The organism is Microcoleus sp. AT3-D2, assembly GCF_036705715.1.
Classification (GTDB): Bacteria; Cyanobacteriota; Cyanobacteriia; order Cyanobacteriales; family Microcoleaceae; genus Microcoleus.
The window spans coordinates 17,626-34,989 of record NZ_JAUBVE010000002.1; the positions used below are offsets into that span (position 1 = coordinate 17,626).

Annotated in this window: 15 protein-coding genes and 1 pseudogene; 9 read left to right on the forward strand and 7 right to left on the reverse strand. The window is 43.9% G+C overall.

Annotation, left to right across the window (positions count from 1 at the left end):
• Nucleotides 1-64 precede the first annotated feature (64 nt).
• From QUB44_RS01535 to QUB44_RS01545, 3 genes are all read left to right on the forward strand, one after another.
• Nucleotides 65-235 carry a hypothetical protein gene (locus tag QUB44_RS01535; RefSeq protein ID WP_172186391.1) on the forward strand — a complete coding sequence of 57 codons (171 nt, stop codon included), beginning with the start codon at nt 65-67 and terminating at the stop codon, nt 233-235.
• A 354-nt stretch (nt 236-589) separates the two neighbouring features.
• Nucleotides 590-883: a hypothetical protein gene (locus tag QUB44_RS01540; protein ID WP_333246171.1), complete on the forward strand. Its 294-nt coding sequence runs from the start codon at nt 590-592 to the stop codon at nt 881-883.
• Between the two features lie 103 nt (nt 884-986).
• On the forward strand, nt 987-1,415 hold the full coding sequence (locus QUB44_RS01545; RefSeq protein WP_333362245.1) for a heavy metal-responsive transcriptional regulator: 429 nt from the start codon (nt 987-989) through the stop codon (nt 1,413-1,415).
• Between the two features lie 536 nt (nt 1,416-1,951).
• On the opposite strand, the gene QUB44_RS01550 is transcribed toward QUB44_RS01545, so the two are convergent.
• The gene (locus QUB44_RS01550; RefSeq protein WP_333362248.1) at nt 1,952-2,875 is read right to left on the reverse strand and encodes a fused MFS/spermidine synthase; all 924 of its coding nucleotides are present in this window, start codon (nt 2,873-2,875) and stop codon (nt 1,952-1,954) included.
• A gap of 302 nt (nt 2,876-3,177) precedes the next feature.
• Between QUB44_RS01550 and QUB44_RS01555 the strand changes: the two genes are divergently transcribed.
• The 3 genes from QUB44_RS01555 (at nt 3,178) to QUB44_RS01565 (ending at nt 4,731) form a co-directional block, all read left to right on the forward strand.
• Nucleotides 3,178-3,801 carry a type II toxin-antitoxin system antitoxin SocA domain-containing protein gene (locus QUB44_RS01555; protein WP_333362251.1) on the forward strand — a complete coding sequence of 208 codons (624 nt, stop codon included), beginning with the start codon at nt 3,178-3,180 and terminating at the stop codon, nt 3,799-3,801.
• 160 nt (nt 3,802-3,961) lie between these two features.
• Nucleotides 3,962-4,360 (forward strand): hypothetical protein, encoded by a 399-nt coding sequence (locus tag QUB44_RS01560; RefSeq protein ID WP_333362254.1) that lies wholly within the window; start codon nt 3,962-3,964, stop codon nt 4,358-4,360.
• A gap of 14 nt (nt 4,361-4,374) precedes the next feature.
• Nucleotides 4,375-4,731: a hypothetical protein gene (locus QUB44_RS01565; protein ID WP_333362257.1), complete on the forward strand. Its 357-nt coding sequence runs from the start codon at nt 4,375-4,377 to the stop codon at nt 4,729-4,731.
• A 104-nt stretch (nt 4,732-4,835) separates the two neighbouring features.
• On the opposite strand, the gene QUB44_RS01570 is transcribed toward QUB44_RS01565, so the two are convergent.
• Entirely contained in the window at nt 4,836-5,444 is a 609-nt protein-coding gene (locus QUB44_RS01570) for an AHH domain-containing protein (protein ID WP_333362260.1), read from the reverse strand.
• A gap of 4 nt (nt 5,445-5,448) precedes the next feature.
• A complete protein-coding gene (locus QUB44_RS01575; protein ID WP_333362263.1) occupies nt 5,449-5,913 on the reverse strand; it encodes a hypothetical protein in 465 nt (154 codons plus the stop codon).
• Between the two features lie 229 nt (nt 5,914-6,142).
• Here QUB44_RS01575 and QUB44_RS01580 point away from each other — a divergent pair, with 229 nt between their 5' ends.
• Genes QUB44_RS01580 through QUB44_RS01590 form a run of 3 tightly spaced genes read left to right on the forward strand, consistent with a single transcriptional unit; the run spans nt 6,143 to nt 9,240 of the window.
• Entirely contained in the window at nt 6,143-7,540 is a 1,398-nt protein-coding gene (locus tag QUB44_RS01580; protein ID WP_333362265.1) for an NB-ARC domain-containing protein, read from the forward strand.
• A complete protein-coding gene (gene xth, locus QUB44_RS01585; protein ID WP_333362268.1) occupies nt 7,537-8,322 on the forward strand; it encodes an exodeoxyribonuclease III in 786 nt (261 codons plus the stop codon). Before QUB44_RS01580 ends, xth begins: the two co-directional genes overlap by 4 nt.
• A gap of 42 nt (nt 8,323-8,364) precedes the next feature.
• Nucleotides 8,365-9,240 carry an SDR family oxidoreductase gene (locus QUB44_RS01590; protein ID WP_333362270.1) on the forward strand — a complete coding sequence of 292 codons (876 nt, stop codon included), beginning with the start codon at nt 8,365-8,367 and terminating at the stop codon, nt 9,238-9,240.
• Between the two features lie 165 nt (nt 9,241-9,405).
• Here QUB44_RS01590 and QUB44_RS01595 read toward each other — a convergent pair whose 3' ends face one another.
• The 4 genes and pseudogenes from QUB44_RS01595 to QUB44_RS01610 form a co-directional block, all read right to left on the reverse strand.
• A complete protein-coding gene (locus QUB44_RS01595; protein WP_333362272.1) occupies nt 9,406-10,527 on the reverse strand; it encodes an EAL domain-containing protein in 1,122 nt (373 codons plus the stop codon).
• A 669-nt stretch (nt 10,528-11,196) separates the two neighbouring features.
• Nucleotides 11,197-12,306, reverse strand: a pseudogene (locus QUB44_RS01600) (IS630 family transposase).
• Between the two features lie 58 nt (nt 12,307-12,364).
• Entirely contained in the window at nt 12,365-16,021 is a 3,657-nt protein-coding gene (locus QUB44_RS01605) for a CHAT domain-containing protein (RefSeq protein WP_333362275.1), read from the reverse strand.
• Nucleotides 16,022-16,061: 40 nt separating this feature from the next.
• On the reverse strand, nt 16,062-16,919 hold the full coding sequence (locus QUB44_RS01610; RefSeq protein WP_333362278.1) for a helix-turn-helix domain-containing protein: 858 nt from the start codon (nt 16,917-16,919) through the stop codon (nt 16,062-16,064).
• Nucleotides 16,920-17,364: the final 445 nt, after the last annotated feature.

Consider the following 17,364-nt stretch of genomic DNA (forward strand, 5'->3'; position numbering starts at 1 on the left):
TAAGATTTGTAACTAACATTGGATTTCACATTTGAATAGCGTCGATCGCCAGGTACCCAAAGCAATGACACAACTACAACCCACCGTCACTCCCAAACTGGAACAGCCAAAGTTTGGCTTCAACAGCTACGCGGAACGCCTTAACGGTCGAGCCGCGATGATCGGTTTTTCTCTAACTTTAATTATCGAGTATGTCACAGGCCAGGGCTTGCTGTCCTGGTTAGGTCTCAACTAATTTTAGCAATGGCGCGGTCAGCCTTACACTTTGTCTTGACTCTTCCGGCAGCGGGTGTCGCTTCTGCTGACCGCGACAAATTCGGGAATTGATTAAAATATTAATTAGAAACAAGCCCAGCGGCTTCTCTGTGGAGAGAGATCTGTTCCCGAATGCAATAGCTGGCTTTTGGAGGTGTATATGGGGTGGAATTTTGATTTGACAAGCTTGGCAATTTTGCCTCGCTCCCGTACAATTCCCCACAGGCGAGAACATTAATTTAGGTGAAGCTAGTCTTTGAGCTAGAAATCCCGATCGTTCCGCCAACTCTAAGTTTTAGAGATTGTAAATAAATATAGAACAGAGTAAAACCAAATGAATGCTTCGTGGACGCGACTTTTGAGGTCAGCTTACCGTAAAGAGCCAATTACCAGCTTTGTTGTGACAGTGGGCGTTGTCGATGCAGCCATCGGCAGCATGGGTGCGAGTGGCTCTTTATTGGCTTTTGGGCTCGGTACCGCTGGGGTGGCGATGGCTCTCCGCTGGTGGCAATTTTACCGCTCTGCTGCCGAACAACCCGCGCCGGCTCCGGAATACTATCTTCCTCCTCAGTCTTCTAGACCTCAGTTGCCCGTGCTTAATGTGTCTAAAAAAAATCCTCCTTATTAAGATTACTGGGCAATGGTGACTGGGCGATGTGCCGATCGACTCCCTGGATCTGAGGCACTAAAAGATAGGGCAAGAAAGTCTTTCGATCTTGGATGCTTGGTTTATGAATATTTCTGTTGCCGAGAAACTGTACAAAATTGGCTCTGTAGCTGCCTGTAGTGGTTTGTCGGTGAAAACTGTTCGTTACTATGAGGAGATGGGCTTGCTGTCTCCTGCGGTAAAGCGATCGCCCGCTGGTTATCGCTTGTTTGGCGAAACGGTATTTAACAGGTTGGCGTTTATTAAACGATCTCAGACTCTGGGTTTGAGCCTTCAGGAGATTAAGGATATTTTACAAGTTCGCGATCGGGGAGAGTTGCCTTGCTCTGAAGCGAAGCAGCATCTAAGGGCTAAGGTAGAGGAAATTTCCGTGCAAATTGCAGCCTTAGAAACTTTGAAGGGGGAGTTGCAAGGCATTCTCAACTGCTGGCAAGAGCAACCCTCGCAGGCGAGCATTACTAGCACGATTTGTCCGAACATTCAGCGGGATTGAGCAGCGGAAAGATACAAAAAAAGGGAAGGAATTATGGGTTTCCTTCCCTTGATGGTTTTGTTGGTGGTTTTGTCGATCGTTTGGTCGATCGTGTTGAGCTTTTAACTGTTTTCGCAGAGTTTGCTGTTGCTTTTTGAGTTGCCGAGCCCTGGCTGAGCCGCCTTTACCTTTGGAGTTTCTACCCTCGCTGCGAGGAGACTCCCAACTTTTTAGTCTCATATTTTTAAGTGTTTGCACTACTTCTATAATACACCGCTAGATTTTCACTGTCAAGTATTTTTTAGAGCGATGTTTCCTAGTATCAACTTTTGACTGAGGGGGATTTGCTACAGACATAGCGATGCTGCGCCCATAAGCATCCTACAGCCCGATAGTGCCCCCATAAGCACCCTACAATTAGAGTTTTTTGTGGGATTCCGTTAACAGCTCTAATTGTGTATATAGCGGTTCTCAAGCGTGGTGAGGTATGCCCTATGCCCTATGCCCTATGCCCTATGCCCATGAGTACCTCATCTTTCTGAGAAAGGCTATATTTATCAGTCCAAATATCCGGCGGGTATTTCAGCATCTGTAAAAATTGGCAGGGTTTCCCAACTTTTCACCCATTCCGGCAATTGGACTACTTTTTTTAGCTGGAGCGACATTTCTATTAAGGAAAATCCTAAATTGTGGAAATCTTGAATAAGTTCGGCTTTCAAGAAAATTTCATTTTTAGCTAAATCGGGAGCATTAGTCGCAATGACAACGCTGTTGCCGGTTTCTAAATTGCATATATAAACTTGTGCGAACACAGTTTGAATTGTTTTCACCGCTGCCGCATTAAACTCTTGTTTGTGGAACAGGTGGACAACTAGAACACCTGCGCTTGACAAGCGAGTTTTGCACAGTTGGTAAAATTCTTGTGTCACCAATTTATAGGGCATATAGCCGCTGCCAAAACCAGCATCCACGATAATTATATCGTTTTTTACTGTGGAATCTTGTTGGGCTAGATATTCGCGCCCGTCTTGAATGGCTACTTTGAGTCTGTCGTCGAATTGAATGCCAAAAAATTTTTGAGCTACTTCGACTACTTTTTGGTCAATATCTGTACATTCGACTATCGCGTTAGCGAAATAATGGTGGAAAATTCTGGGGAGGGTGCCGCCACCAAATCCAATTACATAGATTTTTTTTGGGTGAGTTTTCCAGACTAATGCTAGCAGCACGGATCGGGAATAGGGAAAGATTAAATTTAGTGGATTGTTGAGGTCTAGGATTGATTGAGCTACATTTGTGATTAAGGTTTCTCTGTCTGCTAAAAGCAGTAAGAGGACTGAGTTTATTTTTTTTACGGCGATGCAGTTGTCGCCGGAGTTTTGTTGAAATAGGATGCCGTCTGGCTGTTGCTGAAGCCAATTGATTTGTTGGTGAATAGCTGTTAAATTGCTAGTTTGTCGATCGCCTTTATAATCAGTCATACGATTTAAGATTTAAGATTTTAGATTTTAGATTCAGGGTAAAGGCATCTTAACTTTAACCCAAAATATGCGTAACTGCTCACCGCAGCGCAGTTGCGGTGAGCAGTTACGATGAGTATGAACCCGTAGAAGGGCGCCTGAGTGTGTCGGAGTTAGTTTGAATAATTCATGTAGGGGCGATTCCCTACGGGATAGCTGCGCTTCACGCACTTTGTGACAAGTTGGGACGTAAGGGCGATCGCTATTAGGTCATTATTCCGCACTGTTTGCTACAATTATTTAAGTCAGCTCTAAGAACTGCCATGACTCAAGCTACCTCAATAACAACTGAATATCAAATAAATGTAAGTTCTCCAGTCTGGCAAAAAGTTGAGCAAATTGCCGGAGAATTTAACTTGTCAGTTTCTGAACTATTGGAACAGATAGGCGAAGGTCAACTGAAAGTTGTTGCAGTTCCAACTAATTCGGAAAAAATCAGCGATCAAGATATTGCAAATGCTTTCATTTGGTTAGCTTCGCAAAATAATGTAGCAATCAACGTCTACAAGCTACAAAAACTCTTATATTACGCTCAAGCTTGGTATTTAGGAGTTTACGGCAAGCCACTCTTTGATGCAGATTTTCAAGCCTGGATTCACGGGCCAGTTATTCCTGATTTATTGGAGAAGTATCAATGCCAATTTAGTTGGGAACCAATTACAGAGAAAATCGAACAACCGAAACTTCCTCAAAAAATTGGGCAATTTATCGAAGAAGTTGCCGAGGCATATTTTGAGTATGATGATGAAACTTTGGAACGAATGATTTGCAGTGAAATGCCTTGGCTGGAAGCGAGAGGGGATTTGCCGAGAGACGAATCTTGTGATGCGATTATTTCTCAAGAGTCGATGAAAAAATATTATTCTGGTCGTGTTTTCTCTAAATAATATAAGTGAGGGCGATTCCCTACGGGATAGCTGCGCTTCACGCACTTTGTGACAAGTTGGGACGTAAGGGCGATCGGGCTTTTGCTCTCATGCCTCACTCTATTGACCTATCGTCAGCAATAACTATGATATAGTATAAAATACGATATTTAAAAAAGCCATGTCTCAAGCAACATTAACTGATGTTTCCTTAGATCCAATATTAGAGCGCTTGACGCAACTTGCCCAACTAGAACCTGATTGGGATTCTTATGGTGCATTGCCCGTTTCGCCCGTTGCTTTTGTAAAAGCCTGTCAGTTGCTTATTCATATCAAATACTCTCTTTCGCCTTTAGTTGGCGATCTAATTTTACCCTATGATGCAGCACCAATTGCTAATGGTAGCCTACAACTGGAATGGCGAAGCCCACATGGCAATCTAGAAGTGGAAATTCAACCTGATATGAATTTCAGCTATCTACTAATTAAGGGAGAAGGAAACGAGAGAAAATTTGAGGAAAAAAACCAGGTGTCATTATCTGAAGTCCTGAATGTGGTGTCTCAGCTATTGATTCCATAAGTCAGGATGAGATAATGCTACAAGAAATTGCAGACAATGATATTCTTTATCGTCGAATTCCTAATGTACATCTCTATGAGGATGGTACTGTAAAATCAGTTGCTTTCCAGGTTAGAGGAAAACCTGATAACAGTATCTCAGTTGAGTTAGCGAGGCTAACAACTCCCCAGGAAATTTTAGCTCGTGCGAGAAATCCTGACACTACAAAAGTGGGTGTGTTGGTAGCAGGATATGTCCGTTCTTTAGGTTTCATTATCCGCCACGATCCCTTGCAGGATAATCCAGCTCATTGTCTTATTGAGGGGGAAAACAATAAAGTCAAGTGTAAACTCTTGGCTGAGGCTACAACTATTTTAACTTTGCCTGAGTAAAGGCGATCGCACTTTTGGACAAATTGGGACGTAAGGGCGATCGCACTTTTTCACAAGTTGGGAGATGAGGGCGATCGCTCCAGTTTATTAAACAACAGAAAAATCTACATACCATTCAGGTAGTAGATATCATTCATGGCTCCTCCCCAATCTCGCACATCACTTAACTCTGCTTTGATAGCATCGACAAGCGACTTAATAGCTTCTTCAATTTCATTAGGATCTGTATCTAAATGCGCCTCCGTAAGAGCATTCCACCTATCTCGGAGAAGATAGCTAATTGTTTGACAATATTTTGAGCCTCGGGCATGGTGCTTCTGATGAAAATTTTTTGGTAAGCGCATCAAGTTGTCATCGCCATCTTTCTTAAAACGATTATACTTTACTGCTGCAATTACTAATTCACTTTCATCACAAATAAAGTGGGGAATTATATGGTGATTAACGAAACCTCCCCCTGCTGACGGATAATTCTTCTTCTTAAGCTGTTGCATCACTTGTGATTTCTCAAGATCGGGAAGAAGATAAATAAGATCGTAGATTGAACTTAGTTGTTTCCTGTATACTAAATCACCTTGATTAGCTTCTTTAAAGAGAATTTCTCCATTCGAGCTATCATACATAATTAAATATTCACCAGGTTTAATGTTGCACTGTATGCAGAAAGGTGAACCTGGTAGAATCGATTTTCTTGTCCACTGTCCAATACCCATTAAATTACCCCAATTCACCAGTGAGTAGTTTGAGAAGAAGAAGGAAGATAATTTCCATTTCATCATCATCACTTATTGCTTTTTTAATTTGAGAGCGCAGACCCAGACGGTCTAAACCTCTTAGTTTTCGGAAAACCTTTTTTTCCTCTGGGTTTAGTTGATTATTTCTGTCTGCTTTTTCAAGCTGGTTGCCAAAATTTTGTAATAAGTCTTCAACTCTCATCTCCTCAAGTTCTCTTCGGAATTTTTTAGAGTTAAATCCTTCAGGTCTTCGTTTAGGAGTAAAATCAGGAAGATTTGGAAGCCTAACTCCTCCAAGTGCAAAAGCAAATGCAATTACTCCAAAAACCAATCCAAATGCGATCGTGAATCCCCACTTTACTATAAACCAAACTACCTTCCCAATTCTAGAAAGGACTTGGGAAGTAGTCTCATTAGGATCTTCGGACGATGACTTTAGTTTTGCCATATTACTGTTGATACTCCTGCCAAGTTAAAATGATCAGCTTTACGGCAATTTTTCTGGAGATTTTTAAGACTTAGTTAGACAATATCATCTCATTTCATTCTCGTCATTAGCAAAGAGTCGCATTTAGTAGCCATTTTTTCCGTAAAGTATATTGAATAAAGTAGGATTTAGTTGCCAAAGTATCAAACAGTAGGATAAAATAGGCAAAATCACAACCCAGACTCGACCTATGGATGTTCAAGAAGTCTTAAAACTGGCTGACGACATCGTATTCGCTAAGACAGGAAAACACCTCAATCATTTACAAGAAGGTATATTGCGTGGCACTTGGCAACGCCAGAAATACCCAGAAATTGCCAAAACCTGCTACCGTAGCGAAGCTCATGTCAAAAAGGTCGCATCAAAATTATGGAAACTTTTATCACAAACATTAGGCGAAGATATCAATCAATCTAACTTTCGATACACAGTGGAAAGATTGCAATTATCCATAGTTGAATCAAACTTTGGAAACTATTACGCACAAATTGATAATTTCAGTGTTTGTGAGAACAATTCGCATCCCTCAGAAATCCCAAATACAGAAAAACCTAATCAGCCAATTTATAACCAAACTAAACCTAAGGAGCGACTAGACTTATCGGATGCACCAGAACCCAACCTATTCTATAACCGCACATCCGAACTCACCACGCTCGAAAACTGGATTTTAGGCCGCACCCGCCTCATCACCATCTTAGGCTTATCCGGTATTGGCAAAACCGCCCTTACTCTCCAACTAATCTCACAAATTCAACACGAATTCGATCGCATCATCTGGCGAAGCCTCCGCAACTCTCCACCCCTGGCATCACTCCAAACCGACTTAATTAAATTCTGTAGGGGCGATGCCCCCGTGCCCGTTCCCTATCCCGAAGAAAGGGCAACCACGGGGGCATTGCCCCTACTAGAATATTTACGATCGCACCGGTGTCTCATCATCCTCGATGATATCCAAACCATTTTCAGCAGCGGACAACTCGCAGGAAATTACCAACCAGGATATGAAAATTACGGCGCATTCTTCAAACAAATAACAGAATCATCCCACAACAGTTGCTTAATCCTCCTGAGTTGGGAAAAACCCAGAGAAATCGCCGCCTTAGAAGGCGAAAACCGCCCCTGCAAATCCCTGCAACTCAACGGTTTAGGCGCGGAAGCACAAGAAATATTCAGAGAAAAAGGTTTAGCTGAACCGGAGAAATGGTCAGAACTAATTGACCTTTACCGAGGCAATCCCTTATGGTTAAATATAGTTGCCACATTGATTCAAGACTTATTCGGCGGTAGCGTTTCCGAATTCCTCTCCTATGATACCCTATTCTTAGGTGACTTAGAATCACTCCTGCACCAGCATTTCGATCGCCTAACAGCATCCGAACAACAGGCGATCACATGGCTAGCCAATACCCCCGAACCAGCCGACATCTCAAAAATACCAGAAAACTTCCAACTATCACCGCCAGAACTCTTGAAAGTCATGCAATCTTTAGGACGACGGTCATTAGTTGAAACAGTCAAACAAAACGGGCGATCGCACTTTACGATCGCGCCCGTAATCAGAGAGTATATAACCAACAAAAAATGAAAATCGCTACCTGGAACGTCAACTCAATCCGCACCCGCATAGAACACGTTACTAGCTGGTTGCAAACAAACTCCCCAGACGTTCTCTGCCTCCAAGAAACCAAAGTTCCAGATAAAGACTTTCCCCTAGAATCCTTCACCAACCTTGGCTACAACTGCTACATTTCCGGTCAAAAATCCTACAACGGCGTCGCCATTTTTAGCCGATCGCCCCTAACGCAAATCAGCAGCGGATTTGCCCCCCTTCTCGGCGACGAAATCACAGGTATTTTTGACGAACAAAAACGCCTAATAGCGGGAATTATCGACGATATTTGCATTATTTGCGTATACGTTCCCAACGGTTCCGAAGTCGGCAGCGAGAAATATGAGTACAAGCTAAAGTGGCTCAAGCTGCTGCAAGAATACCTCAAAATAGCACTAGATAAATTCCCCAACTTGTGCATTTGCGGCGACTTCAACATCGTCCCGGACGATCGAGATATCCACAATCCCAAAGCCAATGCTAACTCCGTCGGCTTGTCTGTTGCCGAGCGCCTCGCACTCACAGAAATCATAGAATTAGGATTAAACGACCCCTTTCGGAAATTCACCACAGAAGGCGGTCATTATAGCTGGTGGGACTACCGCGCTGCCGCATTTCCCCGCAACAATGGTTGGAGAATCGACCACCATTATCTCAGCCCTCCCCTGTACGAACAAGCAAAAAACTGTACAATAGACATTGCTCCCAGAAAATTAATCAAACCCAGCGACCACGCCCCCGTAATTGTCGAAATTTGATTTATAAGTTATAAGGTTAATAACAACCAACAACTGAAAATCATGTTCTTAGTAACCGGAGCAACAGGCGCACTAGGCCGCCGAATTGTACGAGAAATCAGACAGCAAGAGAAGCCTGTCCGCGCATTCGTTCGCCTCGCATCTCGCTACTCAGAACTAGAAAACCGAGGCGCCGAGATTTTTATTGGCGACTTAAAACAAGACAAAGATATTAAAAAAGCCTGCCAAGGAGTGCAGTACATCATCAGCAGCCACGGCACCGGCGGCGATGTTCAAGCAGTACACTACCGCGCTAACATAGAATTAATCGACTGCGCCAAAGAAGCGGGAGTGCAGCACTTTGTCTTTCTTTCGGTACTGGGAGTCGATCGAGGATACGAAGATTCCGCAGTATTCAAAGCCAAGCGAGAAGTAGAAAAATACCTGCAAAACAGCGGATTGAATTATACAATCTTGCGGCCTGCCGGTTTTGCTTCCAGCTTATTACCCCTAGCAGAAAGATTTCGAGAAACCGGACTTTACCTGCTGATTGGCGACGGCAAAAACCGCACCTCTGTTGTCAGTACCGACGACTTAGCAAAGATTGCAGCAGACTCGCCAACAGTCGAAGGCGCCCGCAACCAAATCCTGCGAGTCGGTGGCCCGGATGTGCTGACAAGAGACGACATTCCGCGCATTTTCGGACGGTTATTCAAGCGCGAACCTATGGTAATCAACCCGCCACTGATGGTGTTTGACGGTTTGAGAAATGCCTTGGGTTTATTGAATCCTCAAGCTCAAAAAGACTTAGGAACTTTGCGGGTATTGCTGGGTAACGAGTATTTCTGCACTCCCGAAGAAGTGCAAAACTTGGAATCAATCTACAGCATGAAAATGGAATCCTTAGAAAGCTTTTTGCGACGCAATTTGAGCGTTTAAAATGCTAGTTATTCTCGTTACCAGGCTCTGCCTGGTAATGAATATCGGGAGGCTCTGCCTCCAAATTGTTATCTCATTTTAATGGAGGCAAAGCTTTCCTATATGCGTCCCCAGCCTCTTCCTGGGAACGAGCAAATGTAGCGCCAAATAGCAACTGGAAACCATTTAAGCAGAAATAGGTACTGGTTCAGCACCAATATAGCTCGTAACTGCGATCGGCGGAGAAGTCGGTTTAGCAATCAAATAACCTTGAACAAAAGTTGCTCCCCGTTCCCGCACGCACTCAAACTCCTCCAAAGTTTCCACACCTTCAGCAACAGTTTTAATTTCTAATTGAGCGGCAATTTCTAACATCTTTTCCGTAATGAGAGCCTTATAATAATCTTGATGGACGTTGCGAATCAATTGCATATCCAACTTAATAAAATCGGGACGCAGTTGGTGCATCAAATTTAAATTAGAAGAACCGCTGCCAAAATCGTCCAGGGCAATTAAAAATCCAGCTTCTCGGTAAAACCTCAGAATATTAATCAAGTGATCGATATCAGGAGGGTGTTGAGATTCCGCTACTTCAAAAACAATATTGCTGTGAGGGATTCCCGCTTCATCAATAGCCTGTACTGTTCTTCGCAGGCACGTAGCGGGATCGTAAACTGAAGTGGGAGAAAAATTAATAAAAATTAGTTCTTTGATATCGTAAACCTGGGCTTCGCGGATAGCGCGAGTCCGGGCTAAAACATCTAGTTGAAAAATTAGGCCTGCTGATTCTGCTTGGGAAAAAATTCGACCCGGATAAATTAAGTTTCCTTGCTCATCAATTCCTCGGAGCAGCGCTTCGTGGGCAAAAATTTTAGAAGTATCTGAGGTATAAACAATGGGCTGAAAATGCGTAGTAATGCGTTCTTCGGACAATAAATCTAACAGCCAATCAGACTTGCTGAAGTTAATAAAAGAGTCTAAGGAAGTGCTGCGATAAAAATCGCTAAGTTTCGGCTGTTCAACTTCCCGCATCCACAAAACTTTTGTCTCTTTCAGCTCTTGAGTTGTTAGCACAGATGATGCTAGGGCATTAAACTTTTCTTTTGCTATTGCCTCAAGCATAATGTACAAACACTTGCTCTCTTCTAACAGCCGGAATTCAAGTTTAGCCTTGGTCAGTGCAGAAATAACCTTATTCAGCGTGTGCGATACTGGAAACCACAAGTATAGACCTCCGCTGCCCTCTATTTTTGCGGGTACTGTTTCGCAGCGAGAGCAGGAGCCGAAGGCTTTGCCACTTATTTGCATTGGAATATCCTCCGGTTTTTGGGTTAATATTAGATTAATTAGGAATTAATTACTATTATAAGCTCATTCAGCAATTAATACATCTATCTCAAGATGTAAATCTTAATGAACTTGTATTTAAGAATTATTGCAGTATTTATACTTGCCTCCGGTTTCAAATCTTGGCAAAATCTCTCAGTATAGAACAAGTACGTCTCAGTGAACACAGTCCCCAATTCTCATACAGTGAGAACGCAAAGACTTGCTCTTTATTCTCTATTGCTGCTCTTATTCTTTACGCCTTATTCTATAATTCCCTTTGCCAAAACAGCCGCTACAGTTAATTTTTTAGCAAAGGGGAATTAACACGCTCGTGAAGCGCAGCTATCCCGTAGGGAATCGCCCGATCGACTAATTTATGCGTACCACAAATATACACACCCGGACGATCGCCCAAAACACACTCACTGGCTGGGGAATATCCAATTTAATTTTATAATCGGGATGACCGGATTTGAATTAAGCTCTCGGAACTATTCTACCACTTGCCGCCATCCTAGTACAGCTCCGCGTAAGTATACAGACTATATTCGTGGTAGAATAACATAGTTAGTTTAGACCAGTTTCGGTAGGTGATAGAGGAGTCATATATGGCATTATTAAGGCCTAAAACATTAAGCTGTTGCACATTTAAACTGTGATACAAGCATTACCCTTATTTTTGATTTTGCGACCCCATTTAATTATTAATTGCCCTTCATTTAAGAGGCGGTGCAATAAATACTCTAGCTCTTCAATAGATGTAAAAAGTCGATTGACAATATATTCTTTTGCCGAATGCCATCCTAATTCAATTAAGTTATAGTCGGGGCTGTATTCGGGGAGGAATTCTAAAGGTCGGTTAGGCATTTCTGTTTCAATTATTTTTAGGTACTCTTGTTTCTTGTGAAAACTAGCATTATCAAGGATAATCACTATTTTCGCTCCTTTTTCAGCAAATTCTGAGGCTTAATTACCTGCTGATATCCATTCATTAATTAGCTCTTCATAAAAGAGTTTTAGCACTTGATAAAAATTATATGAATTGCCTTTGTTGAGGAACTCTACCACTTGTTTTTATCGGAATTTCTCACTCCTCCCATTACATTAACTCTGCCTTTTCTCCGGTCTCCTCAGACCTTTTTTCGGCTGCTTTTTTACACCAGCTCTTTCTGATGGTGACTCTTAAACTAAATCCACTCTCGTCCCAAAACCACACCTGTAAACGTTCTGGCGATTCTTTTCCTATTTTTAAATATTCGGCTATCTTTATTTTAAACGCAGTTATTTTTTCGGGCTTTATCTTCGACTCTAGGCTATACTTAGCCCAGATGTAAACCTACTTTTTTTGCTTTAATATCCTCCGAACTTGTCCTCCAATTAATTTTATTCCTGTGGATTACTCTAAGTATGTTGCTAATCTCTGCGCTGTCCATCGTCCAAAATTATATCCTAATTATTGAGGCTCTTTTTCTATGGCCTATAATAACATATCTATATATTTATCTGTGGCTTTTTTGTGATCCCCCTTCATCCTTTCATCTATTAAAATTTCTGGATTTTCTGGGTCTCCATTTATACACCAATAAGATACTTTGTTGACTGAATAACCCAAAAAATCAGCGATGTTAGATTGTGTTTTAGCGTCATTGAGCAATAATAGAATCAGAATTCTTGCTCTGACATTTGCTTTTTTTTCTCTCTTAAGGCTGTTTGTAGTTTCTCTATTTGTTTGGGATTGAGATGGTTTTTGGCGGGTATTTTTTTAGGAACAGACTCAACTAAATTTTTATTATACCCTATTTAAAGGTACAACAGCTTAAACCCCAGTCGCAGTAAAAGCAGCCCAATAATAAGGATTAGCAAAAGGATAGGGTTTGCGGTTGCGAATTTGCTGCAAAGAAGCCTCCGCAATCAGGCGAGAACTTTGAGAAAGCCGATCGAACATTTGCGAAATTTGAGGTTGGAAATCCGCCAGCAACACCTCCAATTCCTCGCTAGTCAAATCCCGCAGCCACCTTTGAGCGTCCCCCAGCGCGATCGCCACATCTCCCACCTGCAACCGAGAAAACCGTCCCAGATTTTCATAAAACTTGCTCGTCAGCAGCAGCGTAGAAACATCGTTCACCTTCCAAAGACTGCTGACCACACTAGACGTGCCAGCATACAACAAACCCGCCGACAAACCCACAAAATCTCCTCCAGCACCGCTAACTCCGCCAGCGGCAATTTCGCAACCCGATAAAGTAACTAAAACATATTGCCGAAAATCCAGATTAAAAATTTCCTCCAAACTCAGAGAATCATTCCTCAAAAACACTGCGGATTTCAGAGACCCAGCTAAATTAAGCAAACTCAAACAAGCAAAGTGAGCGCATTTTTTCTGCTGCAACTGCACTGTTTTCTGGGGCGAATTCCCACTATTAGCAGACATTTGTTGGGAAAAAGCCTCTTTAATTGCCGGCTTATGGCGCACAACTTGTGTACTGGTAAAATACTGGGAAATATTGCCGATTTCAATGTTGCTATAGAACGCATCTCTGGTGAAAGTTGGAATTGCCAAAAGCTGCTGCAAACCGGGGCTGTACCGACCAATAGCCGCTCCGTGTGCACTTTGTCTCAACAGCAATAGCTGACAGCTAGGAGCATAGCGAATTCCTCCGGCAAATCGATCGATCAAATAAGCAGCAGGCGCTGCAACGTCGCCAAAAGACGAACTTTGAGAAAAATCCGAAAGGGTGTAGGTTTCCAGATCAAAACCGCTGCGATCGCTCCACCCAGACCTAAAAATTCCCCCACCATCCTCAAACCCGTCTCTCCCCGCCAAAGGCAAAGCGTGGAGTGGCAAAGCGTGCAAAAATCGGTGCGGCACAAAAATCAGCCGATCGCAATTATCGGGAATCAGCGCCACCACTCGATCGATTTCCAGCATCGTAGCCAAGCGTTTGAGGCGAGCCGGGAGATGATTGATCCAGCGACCTTTTTGTTCAGAATAAGCGCTGAGGTACTCCTGGGCCCAACTTTCGACAGCCAAAGCATTTTCCGACGAACACAGGTGAACGGCCGGATATTGTGCACTCTTTACCACCACAAAAGCGACCAGCAACTCCCCCAAACTCGCCCACACCACAGCAGCGCAATTGTCATCAGGCAACAATTGGCGAATTTGCTCGAAAGCGATCGGTTCAACTTTGTGAGCTAGGCTGAAGAAAGGGTCGTTTGCCTGCACCTCCCGCGCAATCAACCTATCAAACTGCTTCCACAATTGATTTAAGTGCATGAAGTCCGAGTTCGGCAGCAGAGAACCGCTGTTCAAACCTTGGCTATCGCCCTCAGAAATCAAGGTCGTGTTTCGCTCAGGTTCTCCCTGTTCTTGATGCCGCTGTTCCCCCGCTATTTCCAGTTGCAGCGACTCCAACTCGCTTCGCACCGCTGCGGGAATTTCGGCTTTCGGAGTCAAGTGGCATTTAACCAGCAGTTCTACCAAATTCCGATTTTTGTGGCGTTCGGCGTATTCCAGAGCCTTAGCGTAATATTCAGGTTGGCTGGCGCCGAGTTCCAGGCAAACTTGCACCAGGCATTTATAGAGTCCAGCCCAAGTGCGGGTTAATTTGACTTTTGCGGTACTCGTCTGATCGCCAAAATCGACTGTATCAACCCCAAGTTCGCAACGCAAGAATTCCACAGTATCGACAGCAGCAGTAAAAACCCCGTAGGCGCGAAGCAACTCGTCTCGAACTCGGTAAGCTTGACCCAAATAAAATAAAATTTCAGCCCAGCGGTGGGGATACGTTTCGCGAGTGTAGACTTGGGTGGCGCTGTGATAGCAGCCGATCGCGCTTTCCATGTGGGACAAGTTTTCCGCCTCTGTCAGTTGCGAATAAGCTCTGCCGAGATAAATTTGCAGCATTGCCCAGCGGTTGGGATATGCCTGCCTGGTGTAGACTTCGCCCGCATTTTGATAGCAGGCGATCGCGCTTTTGAGGTTGCGGTTTTTTTCCCCTTTCACATGTTCGCAGAAAGCGCGGCCGAGGTAGGCACACAGCATTGCCCAGCGTTCTGGAGATTTTTGGCGGTTGCAAAACAGCAAAGCATTTTGATAGCAGGCGATCGCCATTTCCAAATTTTCGGCTTTTTCCCCTTTCACCCGCCGACTGTAGATCCTACCGAGGTAAGTTTGGATCGAAGCCCAGACTTCGGGAAATTTGATGCGGGTGTAGACTTGTAAAGCATTTTGATAGCAGACGATCGCCATTTCCAAATTTTCCACCGGATCGCCTTTGATGCGATCGACAAACACCCGGCCCAAATTCCTTTGAGTCGTCGCCCACTGCAGCGGAAAAGCTTCCCGAGTCCGCACCTGCAAAGCTCTCTGATAGCACGTAACCGCGTATTCGAGATTTTCAGCTCGGTTGCCCCGCAGCAACTCGCAGTAAGCATTTGCCAAATTATTTTGAGTTGTGGCCCAACGCCGGGGAAACACCTTGCGGTTGTAGACTTGCAAAGCATTGTGGTAGCAAGCGACTGCCAGTTCCAGATTTTGGGCTCGGTTGCCCCGCAGCCGGCGGCTGTAAGCACGGCCAAGATTGTTTTGAGTGCTCGCCCACTCTCGCCCGAAAGCCTCGCGGCTGCGAACTCGCAGGGCATTTTCAAAGCAGGCGATCGCGTGTTCTAGATTGTCTGCCGGATCTCCCCTGAGACGCTCGCTGTAAGCGTTGCCCAGATTATTTTGCAGCGTCGCCCACTGTTCCGGGTACTGTTCGGGCGTGCGTACTTGTAGGGCATTTTCAAAGCAAGCGATCGCCTGTTCGATATTTTGAGCCTTATCACCTCTGGGGCGATCGCTGTAAGCGTTGCCCAGATTGTTTTGCATCACCGCCCATTCTTGGGGAAAGTCTTTGCGGGTAAACACCTTAGCAACTGTTTCGTAACCGGCAATTTCGATTTCCAAGTTATTAGCCTTGCTGCCGAGGGGAAACCGCCCAATTTTGTTGCTCAGATTGCCGATCAGGGCTGCAATCCGCCTTCTCTCGGATTCTTTGGCAGCAGAAAACACCAAATTTGCCCAGCAGCGTAGCAGTTGTGCAAAATTCTGGTCGAGTTTATCTAAATTGTTTCTCAGCAGCGAGTACAGGTGCTGCGAATCAGCGCCGCGCGCCACTGCCTGCAATACTTCTGCTAAAAAAGCCAGATATGCTGCCCCGGTTGCGGGCAATTTAGAATTGCCCTTTGCAGATTCTAAGGGTGCGATCGCCATTTGGAAAAATTTTGCAGCTTTCAGCAAGCTTTCTCGCGTCAGTGCCACTTCTTCCAAATAAAGCGTTTGCACGAACCCAAAGTCGATCGACTTTGGGTTCATCCTCAAAATCAAATCTATTCCTGAGTCCCCAGGATTTTCCAGCAGCGCTTGGAGCATATTAACATCAGTTTTGCGACGCTGTTCGTCCATCGTGCATTCCGCCAAACTATTAACCATAGGAGCGCTGCTTCCGTGCAACCAAGTGAACTACCCACCCCTAAATCGTAGTACCGAATATAGTAGGGGCTTCTGTACTCATAGGCGAGTGCCTTAGCGGAGACTTTCGTCCCAGCTTTGGTCTTACCTCGCATCCTAAAGCCGAAACGGCTGAACCTTCCGCCTTTAGTATTTTGATACCTTCTGCTTTCATCTTTATCGCTGCGTTCCCCTCCCGATCGCGATCGGTAGCACAGTGAGGACAAGTCCCTTTCCTCATATCTAATGGCATCTCGGTCATTGGATGGAAACAATTAGAACAGAGTTTGGAAGTGGAAACCCCTCTATCAATTTCGACTAAGTTCCCGCAATCAATGCCCGCAATCCTACCTTCTTTTGTTGTCTGGTTCTCAGCTTTGATTTCAGTCAGTATATATGCAATATATTTCCCTGAATATTTTTTAATAATAATTGAATTATGAATTTTACCCTCACTTAATCTATATCTATTTATTTTCGGCTTATTTATTTTCCTATAGCGGCAACTCCTAGTAGTCGCTACCAATTTGACGTTTTTAGGATACTGAAATGACTGTTTTTTATCTTGATATGGGAACTTATAAAACCCAGCAAATCCATCCAAAAAAAATTTGTATTTCCTGGTTAAATTGAGCCTATTAAGTTGCAATAATTTGCTGTAAAACTCACCTAACCATCCACTTTTATCTAATTTATTGAGACTCGGTAAAAGTGTGTTGAACCGGGAGCATCCAAGTCCTTTACCAGTTTTTTTATAAACTTCAATTGATTTATTTAGACCATAATTAGACCACCAACGCGCACACCCAAAAGTAGAAGCTACTTGTATTTGTTGATTTTGGGTAGGATACAAACGAACTTGGATAGCCTGGTGTAGCAATCAACATCACCTCCTTGGTTTTTCTATTCTCTCACAATATACAGTTGATGATCCAAGCATTACGAAAAAATTTTGTGACGAGGATTACATATTTTATCTCTTGAAAGCCCTCTCCAAAATTACTTGAGGATGCGATCGTCCTCACCTGCCCTCCCCACTATAACGGTACTCGGTTTAGTGGGAAGGGGGCGAAATAGTTAAACCAGGATTCACAAGTCCCAAAAGACACGCTATAGCGAAACTAGCACATACGATCGTTAATAGTATTATTTTGCGCGTGGCTCTTGAGTAAAATCGCGGTTAAAGGCGTTGTCACCCTGTGGCGGCGGGTTTCACAGACATTTCTAAACTTGACAAACCCGCCCCGACAGACTTGCAGCGGGACGGGTTTACTTTTACCCCGATCGGACTTAGGCTAAGAAACCGGGTTTCTGGGAAACAATTG